This is a genomic window from Bartonella sp. AP30XZML (assembly GCF_042195945.1).
Taxonomy (GTDB): Bacteria; Pseudomonadota; Alphaproteobacteria; order Rhizobiales; family Rhizobiaceae; genus Bartonella.
In genome coordinates, this window is the sequence record NZ_JBHIPJ010000055.1 from 1 (window position 1) to 26,112 (window position 26,112).

Genomic DNA, 26,112 nt, shown 5'->3' on the forward strand with positions numbered 1-26,112 from the left:
CTGCTGGTTTTGCTTTGTGGAAATATTGGGACCGTTTTTCTTCTTTTATGAAGGGCTTTGCACGGGGGGTATCACGGGCTTGGGGGCAAACCTTTGAAGCCGTCATGCGCTTTTTTGGTGCTGATACGGCAACCATCACAAAATGGAAAAACATCCTTGCTGCTGCTTTTGATTTCTCTCAAACTTGGCAAAAGTTTAAACAAGGGCTTGGCGCTGTTGTTCAAAGCTTTGAAGGTTTGTGGGAGGGCGTTAAACAAAGCCTTTCCAACTTTTGGCAATGGTTGAAGAGTTTTTTTACACAGGAAAAGCTCTCGGAAAGTGCCAAGGCTGGTATGGAACAAGCCGGCGAAGATCTGGCTAATTCGATTGTCGATGGCTTTATGGGCCCCATCACAAAGTTGAGCGATTTTTGTAAATCTTTGCCCAGCCGCATGAAGGGGTGGATTGGGTCGATTGATGTAAGAGAGTTTTTGCCAAGTTTTTTGGGGGGCAAAACGTCCATTCAACCGATTGCACAATTTGCGGGGGCTTCTCCTATCAATTCATCGGGTAGAGAGCAAAGAGACAAAGACCGTTCCACCATCACTCACAATCAAACTGTCACAGTGCATGTCAATGGGGCGCGTGAACCCATGGCCACCGGTCGTGCGGTTGCCCATGCTTTGCAACGGGCACGCGCCAATGCCCTGCATGGCGGGACAGAATGATACGGGCGACAGAAGAAGGAAAAAGGCGGCGTGCTGGAAAGAACACAATGAGGGGAGGAATGAAGTGCTAGGAGGGCATAATGGTAGGAGAGATGCAATGATACGTTTCGAAAGAGATAACGTGCTGGAAGGGATACAATCAAGGAGAGGGAGCCTATGAGAGATCCTTTGATGATGTTAGGTTCCCATCTCTTTTATGTGGACTGGCTAAATTTCCAATCCTTTGAGGAAGAGTTTTCCGCTTCATGGGTATGTCTAGAGCGTTTTGGTGAGACTCCTGGTTTGCAATTTACCGGCTATGGCAATGACCCCAAAACCATCCATGGGGTGTTGTTTCCAGAAGAGTTTGGGGACCGTGCTGCTCTTGATGCTATCACCAGAACCATTCGTGCTGCCAAGCCCGTTCAGATGATCCGTTGGATGAGTGACAATGGCTATAGCGCCATTCTCCATGGATCTGTGGTGATCACCAGTGTCACGAAAGATCACGACTATATTCGTCGCTCTGGTCAATCGGGGCGCATTCGCTATGCCATTAGCTTGTTACCGTTTTTCGATGGAGGAAAACCACAAGGTCAATATCAGGTGGGACAATCCCAAGTGGGATATGATTAAGGGGGAAAAACGTCATGAAGATACCAGAAAAGCACCTCGTGGTAGAGCTAGAAGATATGAGTCTTGATCTGATCTGCTTTCAACATGCCATGGCTGTGTTAGGAGACCGTTCTCAAGTTGGAGCGATCAGAGGTTATTGTGAGGCTACTTTGCAAGCCAATCCAGGGATTGCAGGGTATGGTGCTCTGTTGCCACGGGGCTTAAAGGTTATTCTGCCTGAATTTGTAAGCCAAGAAAAGAACAGCGTGGTGAGAAGGCTATGGGATTAATGCGCGCACATCCCTTTATTGAAGTGAGGGTGGGGGAGAAACTTGTCCATGAGGTTTTTTACCAACGTCTTTTAACGGCAACCATTACGGACCATGCGGGCAATGAAGCCGATACATTTGAAGCAGAATTTGATGATAGCGGCAATGATTTAGAGGTTCCTTCCAGTAACAGCGCACTCCATGTCACCTTTGGCTATCAAAACAGCATCCGTGCCTTTATGGGGCGTTTTGTTGTCGAGTCAGTGGTAAGTTGTGGTGGGAGTGATGGAGAGATTTTGCGCCTTTGTGGCAAAAGCGCCTCGATGCGGAAAGAGATCAAAGAACAAGCCAGTGAACATTTTGACCACCAAACCATTGGTGAAATTGTCGAGACACTCGCCAAACGCCATGGCTATCAAGCAAAAGTCAGTCCCCAATTTACCAAACAAACTCTTCCTTATGTGGTGAGAACCGATCAGTCGGCGGTTGATTTTTTAACCCGCCTTGCGGACCGCATGCGGGCGCGTTTTTTAATTAAAGACCATAAGTTTTTATTTTTAAGCGGGGACAATTTACCAGCCCTCACCCTTCATAAACATGACTGTTCAAGCTGGGAATTCACCCTAGAGCCGCGCACCCAATATGGCACCATTGAAGCTTCTTATTTTGATCGCTCAAAAGGGCAGCAATGCCAAGTCAAGCATCAGACAGGGGTTAGCGGTCCCGTGCGGCGTCTTCGCACTTGTTATCCATGTCAAGAGGAAGCACGAGCTGCTGCTGCTTCCGAGTCGGACAGGTTGTGTCGTGCTGTGGGCAGTGGCTCTTTGTCTCTTGCAGGACGCCCTGAAATCATGGCGGATCAACCTCTTTTANAGGAAAAGAGGCAGGAGAAAAGGAAACCTCTGAGTGACAGAAAATCAAAGGGACAACTTGACCCTTTGATCGGTCGTGATGAGGAATAGGTGCAACTTGCACCAATTGCTAAAACCAGAAATAGGATCAAGTTGATCCAATTGCATGAGTACAGCAATAGGGTATTGTTTACCCAATTCCTTAAAGGAGTAATGATGAAAACATTGCACAATTGCATACTGAAAAGGAATTCTGTCAAGTTGACCGAATTGCTTAAACGCTTCTCTTTTTAATAATGTACTTGAATAATGTGTTTGGGGTACGGAAAAACTATCAATCAATTTAAGATAAAAGAGGTGAACACATCTTATATACGCTGCTTCTCAAATAATACGATTCCAACTCAATGATTGATCATCAAAAAGTGCGATTTTGAGCAGAAAAAAAAGAGGCTTTAAATACCCTTTAGATAAGGTCTTTGAAGACCCTTTGAGAACCCCTTAAAAACTCTTTGAAAAAAAATAAATTGGTACAAAACCTAGTGGCAAATTATACAAAACCCGCTGGCAAGCTACAATCAATTAAAATCACTTGCTTGCATACCACAAGCGGGGCTGGCGTGTGGGTAAAAACTGTACAAGAAAGGATTAAAAATGACTCTTATGAATCGTCTTAAGTGCCAAGGGCTATCGCAACATTGGGGGCTGGCAGATATGATGATGGTGCCGGCTTGCTACAAGAAGTATTTTGCGTGATTTGTCGTTTGGAGAGCTGAGAAAGATGAAGCAAATGGGCACTTTATCTTGCAATGTTTTCTTTTTTTGGGGGCTTTTTTGTAACGAGGTCGTGTTTTCTTGATTAAAATTGCATGACAAGATTATGAGATAAAATAAATTTAAAATGTACGCTCATGCGTTGTACTTCTGTGTACGTAAATTGGTTTGTTGAAACAACGTATGTTTCCTAAAGGGAGCTTTGAAAGCTTTTTAAGGTATATGTGGAGGTGAAAGGTGGGTGAAGGTATCATTATTGGACAGATTTTTTTTAACAGTACTCTATTTTTATGGCTGCATAGCTTACTTCTAAAATTTCAGGAATAAAATGACGTAAGATCTTTACATTCCATGTTTGAGCGCTGTTGAAGAGGGGCAATCGGTGTGGTTATTTTACCTATTGAGGTCAATATTTATTGTGATTTATTGTGGCATGGCTTCAACGCCTAAAACTTCAGGGATAAAATGACGTAAAAGATTTTCAATACCATGTTTGAGAGTTGCTGTTGAAGAGGGACATCCAGCGCAGGAGCCGCGCATATTGAGATAAACAATACCATTTTCAAATCCGCGAAAAGTAATATCTCCACCATCATTGGCAACTGCGGGGCGGATACGCGTTTCAAGGAGCTCTTTAATGGTTAAGACAATATCAGCATCTTTTTCGTCATAAAATTCTTCGTTAAGGGCATGGGTTTGTGCTTGTGTTGTAGCGTTGGTGGTGATCACTGGCTCATTGGATAGAAAATGTTCCATAATTGTGCCTAAAATGACGGGCTTGAGATGTTGCCATTCTCCTTCTTTTTTGCTTACGGTGATAAAATCATAGCCTAAAAAAACACCATTGATATTGGGAATATTAAACAGTTTAGCCGCCAAAGGTGAGTTTTTAGCTGCTTCTTCACGGTCACGAAATTCTAATACGCCCTCAGAAAGAACCACGCGTCCTGGCAAGAATTTAAGAGTTGCAGGGTTTGGGGTGGTTTCAGTTTGAATAAACATAGATTCTCCTTTTATAATGAAGGCTTGGGAAGATCTTACGTTGTAGAATATTATATTTTTTAGGCAATAGATCTAATATCTTCATCGGCAAGATTGCTAGGAATAACAATGACAGGGATTGAAAAAGCTGTTCCTTTATTCCCGATTAATTGAACAAGGGGGCCTGGTCCTTCTGTATGTCCACTGGCTGCTAAAACAATTAGTGCAATCCTTTTATCTTCGTCGACCAGTTTAGAAATCTCATCAATTTTTTTTCCTTCACGCACTACTATTTCTGTTTCAAGCGCATGGGTGGTGCGGACTTCACTGGCAATGTCTCCTAATATTTTATGAGCACTTTGCTTTGATTCTGTACGCATAACGTTGTTTACACCCAGAAAATGTTGAAATTCTACACTATCAACGACACAAAGTAATACCAATGTTCTACTGGTATTTTGGGCATGCTGTGCGGCAAACACAACGGCACGCCGACACTCTGGTGTTTCATCGATAATAACTAAGTTTTTTTTCTTTGGTTCTTTTTTCGGATTTTGGGGTTTGGAAATCATGCACTTTCTCTATTTTGTACAAACGATTTTTTTGCTCTCTACAGTTTTTAGTTTTATTATTTTTATGTATTGTGCAAAAATCCAATAATTTCACGAATTTTTTTCATATTTTCTTCTGCGAGCATACTAGCACGTTTAGCGCCATCATGCAAAACAGAGTCGATATAACCGCTTTCTTGATGAAGGCGACGTAATTCTTCTGTTATAGGGGCAAGCTTATGGACAACAAGGTCGGCTAGAGCTGTTTTAAAATGGGAAAATTGTTGACCAGAAAATTCTAAAAGAATCTTTTCTTTGCTAACTTTGGCAAAGGCGGCATAAATACCAAGCAGGTTATCTACTTCTGGTCGTTCTTTTAAAGCGGTTAGGGTATCGGGAAGTGGAGCTGAATCCGTTTTGGCTTTGCGTATTTTTTTTGCGATAAGATCAGCGTCATCGGTCAAATTAATGCGTGAAAAATCTGAAGGATCTGATTTTGACATTTTTTTTGTCCCATCGCGCAAAGACATAACGCGTGTGGCTGTTGTTCCAATAAGCGCCTCTGGGAGGGGAAAAAAGCCTTGTCTTTTTTCTTCATCTGTTTGCATAGAGATACCAAAATTTAATTCGGCAATACGCTGTGCATAGTCGTTGTTAAATTTTTGTGCAATATCGCGTGTGAGTTCAACATGCTGTTTTTGATCTTCGCCTACTGGAACATGCGTTGCTCGATAGACTAAAATATCAGCAGCCATCAAAGTGGGATAGGCAAAAAGCCCGATGGATGCTTTTTCGCGATCTTTTCCCGCTTTATCTTTAAATTGTGTCATGCGTTGAAGCCAGCCGATACGGGCAACACAATTAAAAATCCAGGCGAGTTCAGCATGTTGAAAAACACGTGATTGGTTAAAAATAATGTGTTTTTGAGGATCGATACCGGCGGCTAAAAAAGCTGCTGTCACTGTTCTGGTGGATTCGCGTAAAGTAAGGGGATCTGGGTTGACTGTGAGCGCATGCATATCCACAACACAATAGAGGCAGTGATGAGAGTTTTGCAGTTCAACCCAACGCTGAATGGCTCCAAGATAATTGCCAAGATGTAAATGACCACTCGGTTGTACGCCGGAAAAGACAAGTGGTGTGAAGGTATCCATAGGAGTGCTCTTTCTTCAATTAAGGTTATTCATTTTATTGTTTTTGACAAAGTATAGATATTATGGGCGTTTTTTCAAATTTTTAAGCGTGTGAAAAAAGGAACGGGTGTTGAATAAAAAATAGGCACTAAAATAGATCAAAAATATGCCAATCATGATCCCAGCTAAGGTGATCGCGCGCAAGAAAAATGATGCTTGTGAGGATAAAGGAAAAGACAAAAAAACAAACACATTCAATCCGTAATAGAGGGCTAGTGCACTCAAAAGAGTTGCCATCATGAGACATAATATTCGCTTTATCAGTTGGAAGTCGTATTTCCAATAACCGCGTTTGATAAGGACACTCCACAGCAAAAGGGTGTTGGCCCATCCAGAGGTAATTTCAGCAATAACAATGCCTCGTGCAGATAGAATAGGAAATAATGTTAAGGCGAGACTGATATTGATGAAAACGCAAATACCTGTAAAAATCATCGGTGTTTTGGTATCTTCATGGGCAAAAAAATTAGGAATAAAGACCTTAATAAGAACAAAAGCTGGAAGTCCTAGTCCATAAAGCTCCAATAATTGTGCAACATGGTGTGTTGATTGACTGGTAAATTGTCCTCGTTCAAAGAGCAAACTGACAATGGGAGTGGAGAGCAGCAAAAAAGCGATGGATGCTGGAAGTGTTAACAACAATGTTAATTCAATAGAGCGATTTTGTAAATGGTGGGTTTCTTTATGCTTTTTGCTCCGCAAAGCGCGTGTTAACTCTGGTAAAAGAATGGTTGCAACGGCAATGGCGATTACGCCTAAAGGCAATTGATAAAGACGATCAGCATACATCAAAGAAGAGACAGCACCCGATTGACTAGAAGCAATGTTGGTATTAATAAGCAAATTAATTTGCGTGATGCCACCTGTGATGGCTGCTGGGAATGCTAAAGTTAATAGCTTACGAACATTAGGACTTAAATGGGGCTGGCGGAAGGAAATTTTCATTCCACTTTGACGCAAAGCAAGGGCAATTAAGGTGAGCTGAAGAAGCCCTGCTGCCAATACACCCCAAGAGAGATTTAAGCCAATATGCCAAGCGTCAAGTTTATAGATCCAAGCATAGGCAAGCACACCAATCAAAATAATGTTTAAAAAGAGTGGGGCAATGGCGGCAATAAAATAGCGTCGCAGCGCATTAAGCATGCCCCCCATCATGGCAGCAAGCGACATGCAGGTTAAATAGGGAAACATGATTGCAGTAAAGTGAATTGTAGCGTTAAATTTTGTTGCATCTTCGGTAAAACCTGGGGCAATAATGGTTTGTACCAAAAAAGGCATACTCAGTTCCATCGCAATCGTTAACAGTAAGAGCAGCGAAAAGAGAACGCCAAAGACTTCTTCTGCAAATTTGCATGCCGTTTCGTGACCTTCTTCAGTGATTTTTTTTGCAAAAAGAGGAATGAAAGCAGCGTTAAAGGCACCTTCAGCAAAAAAACGACGAAATGTGTTGGGAAAACGAAAAGCAGCGTTAAAGGCATCAGAAACAGGACCTGTCCCTAGGGCTGCGGCCATAAGCATTTCGCGTACGAAGCCAAAAATACGGCTCATGAGGGTTCCGGAAGCAACTGTTGCAATTTTTTTAATCAATGTCATAAAGATATATCAGCTTTGTTGTAAAAGAGAAGCGATGACAGGAGAAATAAAGCGTTTTAAATCGTAAAAATCTGATCTCTATCCTAATCAAGGATACTTTTTGAAAGCGTTTTACGACGGTGTTTATCTTTCTGTCAACAATGGTGCTTGAAGACTTTTTTATGCTCCTTGTTTACTGTTGCATTAAAATTTTTATTGTTGCCATAAAATAATTAAAATTTCTTTTTCAAACTGAAATATGCGAGTGATATTATAACAGTTTGAAGGGATATGTAGGGATATATAATGATAATTTCTCTTTATGGTGTGATGTCGTGAATAGTGCAACCCAATACCGTTCTGTTTTATGTGAGGGGTGTGACCCTATTAAAGAACGCAAATAAAATAAAAGCGTGGAGCAATACGCAATTTCCATTATTTATTCATTATTAAAAAAAACAGCGCTTTAGATGTTTTAAAAAGTCGTAAGGCTGAGCTAAAAGGTGATGGTAAAGCTGGTGATTTATTTTTATCTTTACGGCTTTATATTCTCCCCAAATTTGGCTGCCTTTTCGTTTTAGAGATTACATAAACAAGAGGATAGGAAGACATGATCTTTCAACAGCATTTTTCCTGTTCAGGTTTCTTTTCACAGTTGATGAGGATAAAATCTGAGGAAATAAGATCAATTTGTTCTCTCATGGTTTCCATTCTCGTTGAGGTGCAATTGATTTGCCGATGAAGGCAGAGGGGGGTAAAGGCTATCATTTTTACCAGAGGGGCAAAAAAGTTAAAGTTTATAAACCTTTTAGATATTCATTGCCATTTCTTTTGTGTGCTCCGTTTTGTGAGGTTGAATATTTTCTTGTCTTTTTGGACTCTGATTGACGATTTCTGTCATTTTTTGCACTTTAATTGCTTCTTTATCAAGGGTGTTGGAACATTTTTTTTCATTATTTTTCTTTATAGATTGATGCTGGATAGATTGATACTGGTTTGGTGCTAAGCGCTCATCGAATTTATGGTTATAAAAATACATGGGTTGTATATGCGGTTCTATCTCTTTTATCTGCTTGACTATTTCCATAATCTCTTTTGCTTTGATGGTTGATGTGCCAAGACTCTTCGCAAGTCTTTCAGGATTATTTTCTTTTATAACTTCATGCTCATTTGAAGATAAGCGCTCATTGATTTTTTTGATATAAGTCCTTATCTCTCCCCTTAATTCAGGAGAGTTTGATAAAGTTTCTTGCTGTTGTGCTTTTGACAAGGAAAGGAGATTTTTCATCCAAGCCTTAGGCATTTCTACCGACTGTTCACACCGCCTTTGTTTTACATGATGGGTATGGAGAATGTCTCTTTCTGTTTGTTTAGAAATATTGATATAACGATCAATGGCTCTACAGAGGGGCAAAATATTTTCTTCAGCATGGGCGCGCGCGTTGTTTTTGATGCCAAATACATTGCTACCAGAAAGCTTAGAAATCGATTGGGGAGAGGTGGTAATTTGATAGGTGAGTTGTTCTCCTTCAGTATGATTTTCATGGATCATCTCAATTCTTTCCCGCAAAATATGACGATTGCCATAAATGATTTGGCACAAAGTTTCTATTTCTTTTCTTCTTGCTTGAATGGATGCGTTGTTTTTTATCCTTGTGGCAATTTCATTGTTGGTAAGGGGGGCTATTGTTTGTGCGGGGATAAGCACTTCTTGCTGGTTTTGAATTTTTGGTGCTTTAAAGGAGAGGGCGTCACCGATTTTTAATGTCTGTATTTGCTCTGGGGTGAGATCTTTTTTATTTCCCAAGATGAAAATTCCGTTAGCATCAAGCATAAAGCCATTGGGTCCACTGCCTCTGTAAAAGCCTTTATAGGTATGACCTTCTTTTGCTGTTATAATAAGATAATGATGAATACTCTCAAGCCCGATATGTTTCATGCTGTCCATGAATTCTTTTAAAATAAGTGTTTTTTCTGGATTTGAAATATCTTCAAGCAGATGTTTCATTTCTTCTTTATCGTTATGTTTTAGCGATGCAATGCTGGCAAGATTCATACGTTTTTCTGTTACAAGAGAAAAGTCGAGTGTGTGGCCAGCAACTTGCCCAAGTTTTTCAAAAAACATTCGTTGCGTGCGTCCATTGCCTTCTCTGAAAGGATGTGTATAGTTGAGCTGTATCAACATTTCAGTGACATGTTCAACAAATGTTTCGCGGGTTAAGCCTTTTAAACTATTCGTTTCTGCAAGTATTTTATCTAAATTTTCTAGACCCTCCTGTATCTGTTTTGCTGAGGCAAAAGAAATACCAGCTTTTTTCATCATTGGCATATAAGCAACGGTACCATCTTCAAATGTAAATGGTTTTTCGCGTGTTTGTCCGGCCCATTCAAAAGTATTTTTAAATAGGGTGTGATGAATATATTGGAGATATGTGGAGGTTAGTTTTTGTGGTGGCGCTTCTTGGCGCAGATGAATGATTGCTTTTGTTGTATCATGGGCACATTGCACTTTTAATTTTCCATAGTCTTTTATTCCATATTTATTCTTTAAGGTGATACTATTGGGATAAAAGAAATTACGATGTATTGTCTTATTTTCTTCGGTTTCAGGCAGTGATGATAATTTCTCCTGTAAGGTGAGAGGGACGGTGTCCGTTTTTCTTGTACCAGTATCCCAGTATGCCATTGATTTTTTTTGGGGTTGTTTTGTTCTTTCTTGATGATCAGAGCGTGTTTCCTTTGTCATTTTGACAGATATTGGATTATTTGTCGCTGTATTACTGCTCTGAAAAATGTTTTTTTGAAAATCTTTTTGCATTTGCCTCATAGCGGAAGCCGATTGAGCAATTGGTTGTGCCATTTGTTCTTTTTCTTGTTCTTGCAAACTTTGGGGCATAACTTCAACGCTGTCATGTAAAGCATGAGGGACAATCCACGGTGAAAAATGGGCTTGTTCTTTTTTCTTTGTTTGAATGGATGCGTTGTCTTTGCTCTTTTCAGTTATTTCATCGTTTTTAAGAGTGGCTCTTTTTTCTTCTGGAAGCAATGTTTTTTGCTGGTTTTTTTCTGGGTTTTGAACTTTTTGTGCTGTAAAGGAGAGGGCATCACCGATTTTTAATGTCTGTATTTGCTCTGGGGTGAGATCTTTTTTATTTCCCAAGATGAAAATCCCGTTGGCATCAAGCATGAAGCCATTGGGTCCACTGCCTCTATAGGTACCATGATAGGTTTCTCCTTCTTTTGCAACGACAGCGAGATGATAATTTTTTTCATCCAATCCAAGCTCTCTCATAGAGTTGGTGAATTCTCGTAAGAGGAGCAATTTTTCTGGATTTGAGATATCTTCAAGCAGATGCTTCATAGGCTCTGGGTTGCCATGTTCCATGGCAGCGGCGCGGACAAAGTCTTTACGTTTTTTGCTCACAAGAGAAAAATCTAGCTCATGTCCTGCTGCTTGAGAGAGTTTTTCAACAAACAGTCTCTTTGTGCGCCTATTGCCCTCTCTGAAAGGATGCAAGTGGTGCAAATCTATCATTATACTAGCTGCTTGTTCAACGAATTCTTCGCGCGTTAAGCCTTGTAAATTATTCTTTTCAGCAAGCGTTTTATCTAACTTTTCTAGTCCCTCCTGTATTTTTCTGCCAATCGCAAAAGGTTTTGTAAATTCTTTTCTTTTCAAAATGGGCATAGAAGCAACAGTGCCATCTTCAAATGTAAAAGGCTCTTCGCGTGTTTGTCCGGCCCATTCAAATGCACGGGAAAAGAGGCCTTGATGAAGGTATTTTAGATAAGAGGCATTAAACTGCTCTGGTAGAGGTTCTTGGTGCAGTTTTATCATTTCTTTTTTTACATCATTAGAACAGCATTCTTTTAATATTTCTTTATCTTTGATACGGTATTTATTTTTAAGCACTTTGCTATTGGGGTAGAAAAAATTTTGCGCTTCTTCATTGATTTGCTTTGAAATGGCTGCATTAATTACAGAGTGTTGTTCTTGCAATTCTTCCTGTGTAGAGGAGGCACAATGTTCTGTGTTTTCTTTCATGCATATTTCCTTTCAAATGGTAACATTATTTTTTGATTTTTTTGTTTACATTTTTTGCCTTATGTTATTTTCATAGTGTTTTCTTCAAAGAAGAATGCCTATTTGAATGATTGAAAAAATTGACCTTATTCGCATGGAACAAAGTTAAAGTTTGTAATTTTTATAAAGTATTATCGTGAAATTTTATCAATGAATTCTGTAAAATAATGGGGTGTCTTATTCAAAATTTTCTGTATTTCATACACCGTCTTTGGTGCAATCTTGGCAAGATAATTGCACCAAAGTTTTGGATGAAAAGCCAACGATGATTAGACTGTCACGACAAAGCCATTGCTTTTGATGTTTCGGCTCTGTGCGGTCGAACATGCGGCTGGTCTTCCTGTCTAGAAGTTTCTGCAACTTCTTGATGCCGCTTTGCTGTTGAGCGTTCAGGCAGCTTTGGGGGCTGCGATAAGCTTTGCTGCTGTTGCAACTTTTTATCGAGATCGGTAGGTGGTTGATGACGTTTTTGTTGTTCTTCCTGATGGTTTTGCACAATGCCTTCTCTTAACTGTTTTACAGTTTCAGCATAATCCTTAATGGCGGTACAAAGAGTAGGAAGATTTTCTTCAGCAGCTTTGCGTGCTCCATTTTTTATGCCAAGGACTTGTCTACCAGCAAGCGGAGAAACAGATGTACAATCCTTTTCAATTTGAAATACAAGCTCTTCTCCCATCTCTGGAATTTTTTGCATATCTTCTATTCTATATTGCAAAATAAATGGATCCTTATAAACAATTTGGCACCAATATTGGATCTCTCTTTGACCATATTGAACCGATGGATCTTTTTGAACTCTGCGGGCAATTTCCTCATTTGAGAGAGGCTGTATTTTCTTTTCTGAATTGAGCGGATTTTGTAAATGTTGATTTGTTAGCTCTTCCTCTTGTGCTTGTCGCTGATGTTGTTGTTCCGTGTGAGAACCTTGTAAAATATTTTCACTTTTTGTATATTTTGAAGTATACACATAACCGTTAATGGCAGCACATAGGGTGGGAAGAGCTTCTTCAGCTTGTTTGCGCGCATGATTTTTTATGCCAAGAACTTTTCTACCAGCAAGCTTAGAAATAGACTTAGGCTGTTCTGTAACATCCCATAAGAGTTGTTCTCCCATATCGGGGTTTTCTTTGATTTCTGCTATTTTTTCTTCTAAAATAAGTCGGTCGCCATAAACCTTTTTGCACAAAAATCGTATCTCTTCTTGATATGCTACGAGCAATAGCTCTCTTTCCATTGTATTAATAGATGGTTTTTGTTCGTGAGACGGTTTTGGTTGTTCAATTGCTGTGTGTGGAGAGGCAGGCTTTTGGACGACAGTATCGCTTTGTTTTCTGTTTTCTATACGGTGCGGTTTTCTTGAAGGCGGGACGGCATATGTTCCACTGTCTTGTGATGATGAACTGCTTTGCTGCCTGACTTTCATATGTGATAGTGTTTTGGGTCTAACACTTGGTTCGTGTGTTTCAGGATTTTGGATTTTTGTGCCATTTTGTACTCTTTCTCTCATGCGTGGGGGAAGGGGCGGAGCAGGCGTTGCATAGAGATGTTCTCCCTCTTGAGCTGTTGTTTTGTTTTGTTGCTTATCTTTTGCGCGTGGAGGTCTTTGTGGAGCTGCTTTTGTGTGCGGAGAGGAGTGTTCTTGGATTTTTGAGTTGAGGATTTTTGCGTCGGCTTGTGTTTTTTCTCTCATGCGTGGAGGAGGGGGCGGAGTCACTTTTGTCTGTAGGGGGGGGGACTCTTGAACTGTCGGTTTATGTTGTTGTCTCTCTTTTGCACGTGGAGGTCTTTGTGGAGCTGCTTTTGTGTGCGGAGAGGAGTTTTCTTGGATTTTTGAGTTGTAGATTGTTGTGCCGGTTTGTGTTTTTTCTCTCATGCGTGGAGGAGGGGGTGGAGCCACTTTTGTCTGTAGGAAGGGGGACTCTTGAACTGTTTGTTTATGTTGTTGCCTCTCTTTTGCACGCGGAGGTTTTGGTGGAGCTGCTTTTTTTTGTGGGGGAGGCGTCTCTTGGTTTTTGGCGTTAGGAGACATTGTGTTGGTTTGCACTGAGCTTTTCATACGAGGGGGTGGTGGTGGAGCAACTTTTGGGTGGGGGGATAAATTTTCTGGGCGTTTTTCTACAGTTGCTTTTGGCAAACTTTGAGAAACTTGGGAAGGAGGGGTTCTGGTAGGGGATTGTTCAGCCTGTTGTTGAAATTTTTCCATCATTTCGGTGATAAAAGGGGAGGGATTTCTTTTTTTCATACATGTTCCTTTCAAACTCTTCCAATATTGTTTTTAAATACTATTTAAAAATTTACGTTGGTTTTTATTCTGTTTTATGCTTTTTCATTTGCTTTTATGAGAGAGGATATGAAACTGAATGGTCTCGCACGATTTGACTCTTATGGTTCAGATCATAATCATTCTCTAAAGATTATTTTCTCAGTGTTTGGGTTAAGGGACAGAAAAATAAATTTTGTTTCAATTTTTCTCTCTTTCTTGGCGCAAACACCTCTTTCCTGTGTTGCGCCAAGACGTTAGATTCAACGTGAAAACTTATGTCTGTTTAGCTGGCAAAAGCCATCGCTTTTGGGGCGGCAGTTTTGCGAGGACGAACATCTGTTTCTCTTTGTTGTCCAAGGGGTGTTGCTCCTTCATGCGTTACTATTGAAGGCTCAGGGCGTTGAGCAGACTGTGAGACGCTTTGTTGTTGATGCAAATTTTGCGATCTGTCAGAAGGTGCTTCATTGTGTTCTTGTTTTGCCTGCTGAGTTTTTGAAAGGCTCTCTCTTACTTGTGTTACAGCTGTTGCATAATTGTCAGCGGCGTCAATGAGGTGAGAAAGACCCGCTTCAGCATGTCTGCGTGCTTTATTTTTAAAGCCACAAAAGTTATGACCAGCGTACTTGTGAAAAGATTGAGGATTTCCGACAAGTTGCTGTGCGAGTGCTTCTATTGTTTCAGGGTTTTGGAAAAGCTCTTCTGTTTGTGATTGCAAAATGTTTTCGTTCCCAAAAACAACTTTACACCAATATTGGATTTGGGCGAGGTGTCTTTTGACTTTTGAATGTTGTTGAATTTGGGTAGAAATTTCTGTCTCTGAAAGAGTTTCTTTTTCACGATGATTTGGTTTTTGCAGAAGTTTAGCGACGGCTTCCTTCCCCATGAAGCGTTCATAGTTTTTGAGTTCTTGCTCTGGAGATTGTACGAGGCTCTCTCTTGCCTGTTTTACAGCTTCTGTATAACAATCAACGGTGACACTGAGAGCGGAATAACTCTCTTCCGCGTGTCTACGTACTCGACTTTTGAAGCCCAACGCGCTGGTGCCGGAAAGTTTAGCAAAACTTTCAGGATATGCTGCCATGCGCCATGAGAGCTCTTCTCCTGCAGCGGGATTTCTTTGAATTTCCTGCATTTTTTCTTGCAAAATGTTTGGGTTACCATAGGCACTTGCGGATAAACGTTGGATTTCCTCTTGATAGGTTCGAACCAATGAATGGTGTGGAAGCAATAGAATGATTTCTTCCTCTGAGAGAACTCTTGTTGTTCTTTGGGTAACTTGTGAAGTAACTGTTGAGTGTGTCGTTTCAGGTTTTTGCTGCCTTTTGGTAGAGCTGCCTCTTGTTAACGAAGCTGTTGGATTTGTTGATGCATGTACAGTTTCTTCGCTTAAAAGAGATTGTCTTTCCTCATCTTTTTCCGGTATGGATGACAGTCTTTTGCTTTTTGAAGGTGTTTCTTTAGGAAGGGGGGCTGCGCCTGAGACCTCTGCCGCCGCTTGTTCATAGAGCTTTATAAGTTCTTGTATTGAAGAGGATGGAAAAGGATGAGGGTGTTTTTTTTTCATGCATGTTTCCTTTCAAAAATTGTTTTAGAAAACCTCTTTGGTGCATTCTTGCCTTTTATGCTTGGATCGCTTTGAGACAAAAAAAATATCGAGCTGAATGAGCTTCCAAAGATCTGCGCTATTTGCAATCAGCTTAATAGACATTTGTGTCTTTTATACAGTTTTTTTGTGAAATTTTATCAATAAGTTATGGTCAATCACAAAGTACATTTTTAGGACTATTTTTTGTAACATTCTAAAACAATTCTTGGCGCAATCGCAATAAAACGATTTGCGCCAAGAAATTCACTGAAAAAGAGATTATATGAAAAACAAAAATTGATCTGTTTTTATGTTTATGCCCCCTTACATGGCATAAGCCATCCCTTTTTCTCCTTGTCTTTGTCGTTGTGGACTGTGTTCTGGACTATTTTGTTCTTGTCCTCTTTCGTGATGACGATGATGGTGATGATGGTGATGATGATGATGGCGTCTCTGTTCCGCTAGAGGGGTTTGCGATAGCCTCTCTGTGGCTCTTTCTACAGCCTTTGTATAATCATCAATGGCGTCAACAAGCGATTTAAAACCCTCTTCAGCTTCTTTGCGTGTTTGACTTTTTAGTCCAAGTGCGGTACGGCCCGCAAGCTTATGTATAGACTCAGGATCTTCAGCAAGTTGATCTGAAAGCTCTTTTCCTTTAGTGGGATCTGTAAGTATTCCTTGCAAGTGCTGCTGGAAAATCGTATCATCGCCATAAACAATTTTACTCCAGTGTATGACTTCTTCTGCATGTGCTTGGACGTGAGGATTTTTTAAAAGCATGACACTCTTTTGGTCAGTTGTGAGAGAAGGTGAAGATGATCTTCCTTTTTGTTGTGGAGAAACCTCTGTGTAGTTAGTTTCAGTTTCTTGTTGTCTTTGATTATGGTGTCTCCCTCTTGAAAGAGGAGAAACGCTGCTCACTGATGCGTATAGAACTTCCTCTTCACGTTTTGGGGGAGCAACCGTTGTGTAATCGGTTTCAGTTTCTCGCTGTCTTTGCTTAGGGTGTCTCCCTCTTGAAAGAGGGTCAATTTCGCTAACTGATGCGTATATTAGCTCTTCTTCTTGGTTTTGGGTGCGCTGGTTTCCTCTGTTTTGTTTATTAACTTGTGCATAGAGGGGCTCTTGGCTCTTGGCTTCTGAGTGTGGGTGACTTTTTTTCATGGCTGTTTCCTTTCAATATTTTTAGAAAACCTCTTTGGTGCATTCCCCACTTTTAGTTTTGATAACTTTTATATAAAGGAAGATATCCAACTGAATGACCGCCAAAGATTTCGCGCTATTCGGGAGTAGTGTAACGGACCTTTGTGTCTTTTATACAGTTTTTTTATGAAATTTTATCAATAAGTTATGATAAATTATAGGATCCACTTTTAGAACTATTTTTTGTAATATTTTAAAACAACTCTTGGTGCAATCACGATAAAATGATTTGCACCAAGAAACTCACTGAAAAAAAGATTACATGAAAAACAAAAACTATCTGTTTTTATGTTTATGCTCCCCTTACATGGCAAAAGCCATTCCTTTTTCTCCATGTCTTTGTTGTTGTGGGCTGTGCTCTGGACTATTTTGTTCTTGTCCTCTTGCGTGACGATGATGATGGTGGTAATGTCTGTCTTCTGTATCTCTTTCTGGACTTTCTTGTCTTTGACCTCTTTCTCTTTCATGCTCCCGTGTAAACTTTTTATGGAGCTTTTGTGTATTATGTATATGTCTCTCAAGAGCTGAGCAAAGAGGACGAAAACCATCTTCAGCTTCTCTGCGGCTTAGAGATTTTACACCAAGTATTTTGTGACCTGCAAGCTTACCAGCGCTTTCAGGATTTTCTGCAAGGCTCCATAAGACTTTTTCTGCATTTTGAGGGTCGTCAAGAATCTTAGCCAGTTGTTGATTCAAAGCATGTTCGTTACCATAAACAACTCTGCACCATTCTTGCGTTTCTCTTACACCATATTGAAAGTCTACGCTTGTTAAAAGCTTTGTTGTAACCACATCTTTTGGGGTTCTGGGAGGGGAGATTCTGCCTCCGCCAACGCCTTGATAGATGGGATTTTCTAGTTGTTCAGATTCTTGCCCGCCTTCAGCTCCCATGCCAACCGTTGCATAGACGGATTCGAGTGGTCTTTGGGGAGAGTGCCTACCATTTTCACCAACTTCAAGCTCTGCATAGAGATGTTCTGGTTCTTGGGGATGTCGTCCACCCTGTGCACCTTCACCAACTGTGTCGTAGGGTGTTTGCCAATTTTGTGCTGCCAAATCCGTTATTGAATAGGGATTTACGAGTTTGTCGGTGCGTCGCCCATCACTTGGTCTTTCACCAAGTCTATCATAGGGATTTCCTAGTGGCTTTTGGGGAGCATAGGCCGTTTCTGATGGTTGTTGAAGTGTATATTGTTGTGAGTTGCGCTGTTCTTTGGGTGGTTTGTTAACCTTTGCGTAGAGGTCTCCTACATTAGAAGCTCCTAGATTTTGTTGTTCAAGTGGCTTTTGGGGAGCAAAGACCGTTTCTGGTGATTGTTGAAGTGTATATTGTTGTGAGGTGCGCTGTTCTTTAGGTGGTTTATTAACCTTTGCGTAGAGGTCTTCTACATTAGAAGTTTCTAGATTTTGTTGTTCAAATTGTCGTCTTAGTTCCTCTACATTGGTAGAAGGAGTTGGGTGACTTTTTTTCATGGCTGTTTCCTTTCAATATTTTTAGAAAACCTCTTTGGCGCATTCCCCACTTTTTTGATATTTTTAGGACAAAAGAAGAATATCAAACTGAATGGTCTCCAAAGACTTCACGCTATTCATATTGATATGTAATGGACATTTATGTCTTTTATACAGTTTTTTTATGAAATATTATCAATAAGTTATAGTAAATTATAGGATTCATTTTTAGGACTATCTTTTGTAACATTTTAAAACAATTGGTGGGCGTAATGGAGATAAAATGATTGGTATAAAGAGTTCTGTTGGAAGGCAAAAGTTCACGCGTTTTTAGCCGGTAAGAGCCAGCGATGAAGAGCGACTAACTTTCAAGCTGCGAGCTTGACATTGTGCTTCTTGGGTGTTCTTTACAGTATTCGCAATTTCTTTTGCTTTGCTTTCCGATGTCCCAAGGAGGCAAGCTAGTCTGGTATAATCTTTTTCTTGTATGGCTTTACGATCTTCTGAGGATAGACGATTGTGTAGTTGTCGTGAAAAGGTATGGAGTTCTTGTCGCAGTGAACGAGAATGCAATAAAGCTTCCCTTTGTTGTTCTTCTGGTAAGGCAAAAAGGTTTTGTAAATTTTTTCCAGGTTTTTCGACAGTGTGGTTCAGGCGATTTTGTTCTCTTTGGTGTTGCTCTAGAATTTCATCTTTTGTTTGTTGTGTTATTGCGCCATAATTTTTAAGGGCTTGGCTGAGTTGTGGAACAGCCTGTTCGGCTTGTCTGCGATTTGAACTTTTCATGCCAAGTATTTTACTCCCAGCAAATTTAGAAATTGATTGAGGGTTTTGTAAAGTTTCATCGGCAAACTGATTTCCTAAGTTTGGAGCTGCCGTTATGATATCCAATTTTGTCTTTAAGGACTGGGTTTTACCATAAACAGTCTTTGATAAATTTTCGATTTCTTTTCGGCACGCTTCAACATAAGCGTCATTTGAAATCCTTGTGAATAACTCTTCATGGGTAAGAGGGGCTAAAGTTTCTTTTGGGATCAGTGTTTCTTTTAAGCTTTGAACGTTGGTTTTTTGAAAGCAGAAGCGGGCACCGTTTTGTAATGTTTTGACGAGTTCTGGGGTGAGATCATCTTTGTGTCCGACGACGAAAGCCCCTTCTATTTCCATGACAAAACCTTCTGCTGAAAAACCTCTAAAGATGCCTTCATAGGTTACATCTTCCTTTGCTGCAACAACAACACGATCGTTAATTTCATCCAGTCCAGCGTTTCTCATTTGGGAGATGAACTCTTTTAAAACAAGGGATTTTTGCGGATGGGTGATATCTTCAAAAAGATCTTTCATTGGTTGGGGATTGCCATGTTGCATAGCTTCAATACAAGCTGCTGTCATCCGTTCTTTTGTGATGAAAGAAAAGTCAATGGTATATCCTGCGGCTTGTCCAAGTTTTTCCATAAACATTCGATTTACGCGCCCATTGCCTTTTCTAAAAGGATGTGCGTGCTCGAGCGCCATAAAAACTTCAGCGGCACTTTCAGCAAATTCTTGGCGCAATAAACCTTTTAAATTGTTCTTTTCATTAAGTGTTTTTTCGAGTTGTTTTAGTTCTTTTTGAATCTGCGGTCCAATAGCAAAAGGAATTTCATAGGCTTTGGGACGCATCGCCGGCATATGGGCAGTGGTGCCATCTTCAAATGTAAAGGATGTATCACGGGTTTTTCCAGCCCATTCAAAAGTTTTGTAGAAGAGGCTCCAGTGGATTAGTTTTAGATAGGAAGCATCAAATTTTTGTGGGGGTGGTTCATGGCGAAAATTTACGGCTGCTTTAGTGACGTCATGGGTACTGCGTTGATACAGTTTTTTAGGGTCTTTGATGCCATATTTATTTTTGAGTGTTTTGGTTCCTTTATATAGATAATTTTGCTCTAACATGTAATCTCTCCTAAGTAGGTAGGGTGGTGGTTGATGAGCGTCTTAAACGCTGCATGTGAAAAATTCCCCTTCGCGTATTCTTTTGAGATTTTGGGTGTTATGAGAGGGAGTGTTTTTCCCTTCAGTGTATGGATGTTGTATAAATCGTTTCGTGATGCTTTTGAAAAGCTTTTCTGATGTTTCCTTTGTTTATTATCTTGTACTGTAAAATGCTGGTATTTAGGGCGCTGATATGAAGCCCATGAGTGGTCAGAAAATGGATTTTCTATAAAATTGACTCTGGGTAAAATCTTCGTTTTTTGAGGTGTAAGGAAGAGGTCAAAAAGAAAAATGTTGCTTAAAATTGTTGTTTTTTCCTTTAACAAAGTTGTTTGCAAGAGCGCTTTGATGAGGGGCGTGGATATAGCGGGTGTAATCGCTCTTGGTTAGTGGATGGTGCTGGTACTTTTCATACACAGCTCTCAGATTGGTGAATCTATGGGCAAAAGCAGTCATCAAAAATTTTTCTCCATTATATTTTTTTTATTGCTCCATATGAATATCTTGCCATACGAACATCTTTTTTGTGTATTTTTGCAACAAAATGTTTTTTACTTTGTGTTGTTGCTCTTATTGTATGCGCTGCTTTAAGATTTAAGACCCATAAGAGAATAAAAACTTTTCTTTGGTTGGGGAGAAAAGCCTTTTTCAGCGCTTTATCATTAAAATAGAACACTTTATGATATCGTAAAGGGGGAAAAGCTTGTATAAGAATGATTTATTCATTTTGGTGTATATCTTGGATGTTTTTTGGGGGGGAGGGAGAAAATCGATGTTTGTCGTGTGGGTGTTTTGAGAACTTCTTGTCTCAAAGGCAAATCTTTTGTTGATTATGTTCTTTAATGGAGGAACGCCCTTGACGTAAAACAGAATACCATTGGGGTGCTAATTCACGGGCTTGTTTTAAAGAGACATCTTTTAACACACCCATTTGGCGACGGTGCTCATAAATAGTACAACGTTAAAGCCCCCCATGAAGTGTATAAAATCTATTGAGCTTTCCCATTTTTACGCTTCATAAAGAAGCCAGTATCCTCAGATACTTTGAGTGCCTAATGTTTCGGACAAGACCTTGGGCCTTAGAGACGGTTCATAAAAAGGTATGCCTTTCTTGTACAGTTTTACTCTACATGAGGCTCTCGCTTGTGACATGCAGGCGACAGAGTTTTGATTGATGCAACACGACATGGAACAGATTTAAGATGAGAGAATCTTACGCTATTTAGTCTCTTATTTAACAAAAAAATATAAATTATCATTTATAAATCAATTTATTATATAAATTATAGATGAAAAACTTTGTAGAAATGGGTTCCTTTTCCAAGTGGAGATATTAGTGTCGCTATTGGTTGGGTGTATGGGCGTTTTTATAAAGACTTTTTAAAGACCATGGGCGCTGATAAAGCTGATAAAACGATGCACAAAATATAAAACAGAAAATATAAAAAGAAAAATCATGGATTTTTTGAACCTGTTTTTCTTGTATGCGGGCGGTTATTTTTTGTCAATATCGCATCATGGAGGGTAGTTTTTCTTTTGTGGGGTAAAGTGGTGTTTTGTAGCTGCGGCTAACATTTCTTTCCTTCTGAAATAGATGGCTCAACCACATCGCGAAGGGGAGCCTTGCATCAGAATAATTTGTTCATCTTGACGCATTTCTCGAATAACTTTGTGGGGTAAAATGAGTGCTCTTTTTAAAATATTCATATAACCACGAAAATCGACTCCATCTAAGACAAATAAAATAGGCTTTTGTAGCTTTCGTCAGTAGTAATCATGACGTTTAAAAGGAATTAACAATTATCCTGTCCAATTGCTTTGGATATGGTGTATATGCTATGTGCAAAATTGGTGGTAGGGCGCTTAAGTAGTCTGTTTTTTGCATGTATGATAAGAATATTAAAATATCTCTTCCACATAGGTGTTTAAAACAAAAAAACAAAGTTTCATATTTTTTAGTTGGCCATAGCAAGTGTATTTGAACGATTTTGTGTGCGTGTGTAGAATTGGCTATGAGCGTTCCTTGCTTTTTGAACAATGTCGGTAATTTCTCGTGCTTTCTGTTCTGATATACCAATACTTTGTGCAAGTGTTTCATAATCTTTGTTTGTGATCGCACTACATTCGTTTGATGAGAGACGATGTTCTAAACTGTTTATAAAAGTACGGAGCTCTTGGTATAATTGAGGAGATTGAGACAAGATTTCTCTTTGTTTTTCCGGTGATAAAGCAAAAATATTTTGCAAGTTTTGACTGGGATTCTCTACCGCTTTTCCAAGGCGTTCTTGTTTAATTTTATGGTCTCGAGTGACTATATTATAGGTAGCTTCTACAGTATACACATAATTCTCAATTGCAAGAGAGAACACATCAAGATAATTTCGAGCGTGTACACGTGCCGGATTTTGTAGACCGCATATACTAAAACCTGCAAGAGGAGAAACAGAGTGCGGTGCCTGTTTAATCTGATTAGCAAACTGTCTGCCGAATTCTAGATTTTTAATAATCTCTTCTATCTGTTCGTTTAATACGTTTGCGTCACCATAAACAGTTTTTGCGTAAGCTCGGACTTGCTTTTGAGCTTTGAGAACGTAACTATCTAGCGCAACTGTTTTGGCACATTCACTTTTTGTGAGAGGCGCTAATGTTTCTTTTGGAATAAGCGTGTTTTCAAGCTCTTTGCTGTTGGGGGCGGTAAAGGTAATGATATCACCAGGTTTTAGTGTTTTTAATCGTTCTGGTGTGAGATCATCTTTGCTACCAATGATGTAAGTTCCTTGCACATCGAGTATAAAACCTTCTGAATAACAACCTTTATAAGTTCCTATATAGGTTTCTCCTGCCTTTGTTGCTATAACAAGGCGATCATCCACGTTGCGTCCCGTATTGTTTATGTGGTCCATAAATTCTTTTAAAAGACGTATTTTGGGGGGATTGGAGATATCCTCAAAAAGATCTTTCAACAGTTGTGTATTGGTATATTGCATTGCTTCGCTACAGGCAGCCATCATACGTTTTTGTGTGACAAGCGAAAAGTCAAGCTGATGTCCTGCAGCTTTGGCAAGATTTTCAAAAAAGACTTGTTCTGTGTGCTCATTGCCATCTATGAATGGGTGGATTTTGTGAAGAGAATAAAATAGACTCGTTGCTTCCTTGACAAATTCTTCGCATGTTAAGCCTTGCAAATTGTCTTTTTCGGCAAGCGTTTGATCTAATTTTTGTAAGAGTTCAGGGATTTCTTCACCGGTTGCAAAATTATTGCCCCATTCCATTCTTTTCATTTCTGGCATGGCGGCAATGCTATCGTCTGTAAATGCGAAGGGGATATGGCGCAGATGTCCAGCCCATACAAAGGTATTTTTAAACAATTGTTGGTGGATATGGCATAGATAAGTTGAATTAAAATATTCTGGCAGGGGTTCTGCACGCAGATTGATCATGGCTTTTTGCCTATTATGTGAGCATTTTTCCAGAAAGCGTTTTAAATCTGTTTCTCCATATCTATTTTTGAGAATTTGGGTACCAAGATAGATATAATTATGGGGTGAGGGAATTCCTTTTGTTTTTTCTTTTGCTTTGGGCATTGTTACATTCCTTATAATGTTACATTGTCTATGAGAGTGTGTTAAACTTTTTGTTTGAAAATCCCCCACGCATATTGTTTTGAGATGTTGAGACTTGGGTGAGGAAAAAATCCCTCAAATTCGTAGGTGTTTTTGAGTGTATCAATCTTTATCTTGGCACTTTTTTCTTTTACTGAGAGAGAATGGTTCATTTGGGTTGTTTTCATGCATATTGTCTTTTAATTTTTTTGTAGAAAAATTTCCCTATAAAAGCGGTGCCTTCAAAAGTTTCCTGATAGGATTCTCAAGGCATAGATATGATTGGTATTTATTATTTGGAGATGAGGAGAGTGCTTTATAAAGAAAATTGGCATTGGTAAGCACAGGCATAATACCATCATTCAAAGACTTTTCCCCATATTTTTCTTGTTGTATCAAGCGGGAATTCCTTCTTTATAGGCTTTTATGAGATAGAATCTCTGCTTTTATCCTTTGATGTTTTTGTTTTGATGCATGGCCTCCATTAGAGGGTGTTTTTTAGTTTTTCTGTGCTTTTGGGGCAAAACGGTTTTTTGCAGCTGCGGCTAACATTTCTTTTCTTCTAAAATAGATGGCGCGGCCACATCGCAAAGGGGGCTGTCCTTGCATAAGAATAATTTGTTCATCTTGACGCATTTCTTGAATAATCTCGTGGGGTAAAATGAGAGCTCTTTGTTGGTAGTTGACGTTGTATGAACTCTTTCCTAAAGATAAGCCTCTTGATTTGTTCGTTCCGGTTACTTCAACGGTCATTTGACCACAGCGTTCTGAAATGTCTTTGGCAGTTTGGAGATCTTTAATGGCAGCATAGCTGACAAAGGAACAACTTTCAAACCATGAACGTGCTCCTGCTTCTCCAAAGTGGTTGACCAACTGACCAGAGGATTGATAGAAGAGCATCAAGGATGTACCGTATTTACGTCCACGGTCGCGGGCTTCTTCTAAAATATTCATATAGCCTAAAAGATCAACTTCATCTAAGACAAATAAAACACGCTTTTTATAGTTACCGTCTGCTGTAACCATGGCATTGAGAAAGGCGCCAATAATCACACGTCCAATAGCAGGATAACTGTTTAAAATGCTTGCGGGGAGATTGAGAAAAACATCTGTATTGCCATTGGTAATATCTGAGGAAAAAAAATCATCTCCGCAGACAAGATCTGCATAATTGGATAAAGAAAGCCATTGGGTGTCTTTTGAGGCGGTGGTATAAACCCCTGAAAAGGTTTGCTCTGCCATTTCTGTAAAAATACCAACCATTTCACGAATAAAAGGAGAAGGTGTTGTTTCTTGAATCATGCGTAATTGATTAACAACAGCTGTTTCTGATTGAGAGAGAATGCTACGCAATGTTTTTAAATTGCGCTCGCTGTCTTCATATTCATCAGAAAATACAACATGAGCAAGAAGAGCTGTTAATAGATTATGGGCTTGTGTTGAGAAATATTCCGCTGAAGAATTGTCTGATTTTTTATCTGTAAGAAGCAACTTTGAAAAGCTTACAATATTCGCTTCGCGTTGTGTGCGTGGTACGCTGTCGTCTAAAAGCCAATCGATGACATTAAAGTTTTTTGTTAACAATGAGTTAGGATCGAGAACAATGACATTTCTATTTCCCATTTTTTGACGCGCAAATTTGACCATTGGGGCAACTTCTGTTGAAGGATCAAGACAAATAATAGACCCTGGATAGGTTAAACACGTAGGAACTACTGTACTTGTTGTTTTATAGCCACCAGAACCAGCAAAAAAGATCATATGAGTTGAACCAAAATCAAGATTAAAGGTTAGCAAAGGGGCTGTTCCACCCTTTCCCCATGTTGTTTTATTGCCAGGTGCAAAGGGAATGTTGCACACATTATCTTGATCGACACGGTATCTTTCACCCACAACAATTTGCCCATTGGCAGGAAAGATTTTTGCTGCCTCTCTTAAATTCATCCAAGCGGCCTCACCAAAAATACCTTTTTTTGCGCGCTTGACCTTATTTTTAGGGGGAAGGGTTGTTACGAATTGAATGATGGAAAAAAAAACACCAATGATGATGCCAAAAACAACCATGGGGTCCATGAACTGAAGAGCATAGCCCCATGTTATTCCTTGTTGGCCAACATAGGGACTTAAGCGTTTTATTTCACCACCAATATAGTAAAGAGCGGTTGTTCCAAAAAAGACAACGGAGACAAAAGTGATCATTTTACGCAGGTGTAGTTTTTGCGAGAGACTATACAACAATGAAACAGCAGCCGTTAGTGCTAAGACTAATAAAGGCTCAGAACGAAGAGTCCAATAAATTTGATCGCTCTTTAGTCCATTTGTTATAAACAACAAAAAGTGAGGGACAAGGAATATCGTTAAAGCACCTAAAGCGATAGGGGTTAAAATGAGTACCATTTGTGTTTTGGTATATTTCATTATATTTTACTTTCAATTCTATCAGAATATGCTGCGAAATGTTCT

General features: G+C 39.6%; 15 protein-coding genes and 4 pseudogenes. 5 read left to right on the forward strand and 14 right to left on the reverse strand.

Translation table 11 applies throughout. The features are described 5' to 3' along the window. The 4 genes and pseudogenes from ACFIL2_RS04110 to ACFIL2_RS04125 all read left to right on the forward strand — a co-directional run. Positions 1–707: pseudogene (locus tag ACFIL2_RS04110) on the forward strand (phage tail tape measure protein); the annotation flags it as partial. Positions 708–863: 156 nt separating this feature from the next. Continuing rightward, positions 864–1,322: a phage tail protein gene (locus tag ACFIL2_RS04115; protein WP_375680084.1), complete on the forward strand. Its 459-nt coding sequence runs from the start codon at positions 864–866 to the stop codon at positions 1,320–1,322. Positions 1,323–1,336: 14 nt separating this feature from the next. Beyond that, the gene (locus ACFIL2_RS04120) at positions 1,337–1,591 is read left to right on the forward strand and encodes a tail protein X (RefSeq protein WP_375680085.1); all 255 of its coding nucleotides are present in this window, start codon (positions 1,337–1,339) and stop codon (positions 1,589–1,591) included. After that, a complete protein-coding gene (locus tag ACFIL2_RS04125) occupies positions 1,591–2,532 on the forward strand; it encodes a late control protein (RefSeq protein ID WP_375681691.1) in 942 nt (313 codons plus the stop codon). Before ACFIL2_RS04120 ends, ACFIL2_RS04125 begins: the two co-directional genes overlap by 1 nt. Before the next feature lie 1,086 nt (positions 2,533–3,618). Here the strand turns inward: ACFIL2_RS04125 and ACFIL2_RS04130 are convergent. From ACFIL2_RS04130 to murJ, 4 genes are all read right to left on the reverse strand, one after another. Beyond that, positions 3,619–4,197 (reverse strand): NifU family protein, encoded by a 579-nt coding sequence (locus tag ACFIL2_RS04130; protein WP_375612176.1) that lies wholly within the window; start codon positions 4,195–4,197, stop codon positions 3,619–3,621. 59 nt (positions 4,198–4,256) lie between these two features. Continuing rightward, a complete protein-coding gene (locus tag ACFIL2_RS04135) occupies positions 4,257–4,748 on the reverse strand; it encodes a universal stress protein (RefSeq protein ID WP_375680086.1) in 492 nt (163 codons plus the stop codon). A gap of 62 nt (positions 4,749–4,810) precedes the next feature. Further along, entirely contained in the window at positions 4,811–5,881 is a 1,071-nt protein-coding gene (gene trpS, locus ACFIL2_RS04140; RefSeq protein ID WP_375680087.1) for a tryptophan--tRNA ligase, read from the reverse strand. A 60-nt stretch (positions 5,882–5,941) separates the two neighbouring features. Further along, positions 5,942–7,513, reverse strand: a complete 1,572-nt coding sequence (gene murJ / locus ACFIL2_RS04145; protein WP_375680088.1) for a murein biosynthesis integral membrane protein MurJ — start codon at positions 7,511–7,513, stop codon at positions 5,942–5,944. A 323-nt stretch (positions 7,514–7,836) separates the two neighbouring features. Between murJ and ACFIL2_RS04150 the strand changes: the two are divergent. Next, positions 7,837–8,081 (forward strand): annotated as a pseudogene (locus ACFIL2_RS04150) (integrase); the annotation flags it as partial. A gap of 219 nt (positions 8,082–8,300) precedes the next feature. Here the strand turns inward: ACFIL2_RS04150 and ACFIL2_RS04155 are convergent. The 10 genes and pseudogenes from ACFIL2_RS04155 to traG all read right to left on the reverse strand — a co-directional run bounded on the left by ACFIL2_RS04155 (position 8,301) and on the right by traG (position 26,067). After that, positions 8,301–11,537, reverse strand: a complete 3,237-nt coding sequence (locus ACFIL2_RS04155; protein ID WP_375639553.1) for a BID domain-containing T4SS effector — start codon at positions 11,535–11,537, stop codon at positions 8,301–8,303. 316 nt (positions 11,538–11,853) lie between these two features. Next, on the reverse strand, positions 11,854–13,818 hold the full coding sequence (locus ACFIL2_RS04160) for a BID domain-containing T4SS effector (RefSeq protein ID WP_375636863.1): 1,965 nt from the start codon (positions 13,816–13,818) through the stop codon (positions 11,854–11,856). A gap of 304 nt (positions 13,819–14,122) precedes the next feature. Then, entirely contained in the window at positions 14,123–15,403 is a 1,281-nt protein-coding gene (locus tag ACFIL2_RS04165) for a BID domain-containing T4SS effector (RefSeq protein ID WP_375680089.1), read from the reverse strand. 345 nt (positions 15,404–15,748) lie between these two features. Next, a complete protein-coding gene (locus tag ACFIL2_RS04170) occupies positions 15,749–16,588 on the reverse strand; it encodes a BID domain-containing T4SS effector (RefSeq protein ID WP_375680090.1) in 840 nt (279 codons plus the stop codon). A gap of 342 nt (positions 16,589–16,930) precedes the next feature. Further along, the gene (locus ACFIL2_RS04175; protein WP_375636860.1) at positions 16,931–18,100 is read right to left on the reverse strand and encodes a BID domain-containing T4SS effector; all 1,170 of its coding nucleotides are present in this window, start codon (positions 18,098–18,100) and stop codon (positions 16,931–16,933) included. A 309-nt stretch (positions 18,101–18,409) separates the two neighbouring features. After that, positions 18,410–20,008, reverse strand: coding sequence for a BID domain-containing T4SS effector (locus ACFIL2_RS04180; protein ID WP_375680091.1), 1,599 nt, complete (start codon positions 20,006–20,008; stop codon positions 18,410–18,412). Between the two features lie 859 nt (positions 20,009–20,867). Next, positions 20,868–20,987, reverse strand: a pseudogene (locus tag ACFIL2_RS04185) (integrase); the annotation flags it as partial. 575 nt (positions 20,988–21,562) lie between these two features. Beyond that, positions 21,563–21,754 (reverse strand): annotated as a pseudogene (locus ACFIL2_RS04190) (type IV secretory system conjugative DNA transfer family protein); the annotation flags it as partial. Positions 21,755–22,002: 248 nt separating this feature from the next. After that, positions 22,003–23,631 carry a BID domain-containing T4SS effector gene (locus ACFIL2_RS04195; RefSeq protein WP_375680092.1) on the reverse strand — a complete coding sequence of 543 codons (1,629 nt, stop codon included), beginning with the start codon at positions 23,629–23,631 and terminating at the stop codon, positions 22,003–22,005. Positions 23,632–24,147: 516 nt separating this feature from the next. Beyond that, the gene (gene traG / locus ACFIL2_RS04200) at positions 24,148–26,067 is read right to left on the reverse strand and encodes a Ti-type conjugative transfer system protein TraG (RefSeq protein ID WP_375680093.1); all 1,920 of its coding nucleotides are present in this window, start codon (positions 26,065–26,067) and stop codon (positions 24,148–24,150) included. Between the last annotated feature and the right edge of the window lie 45 nt (positions 26,068–26,112).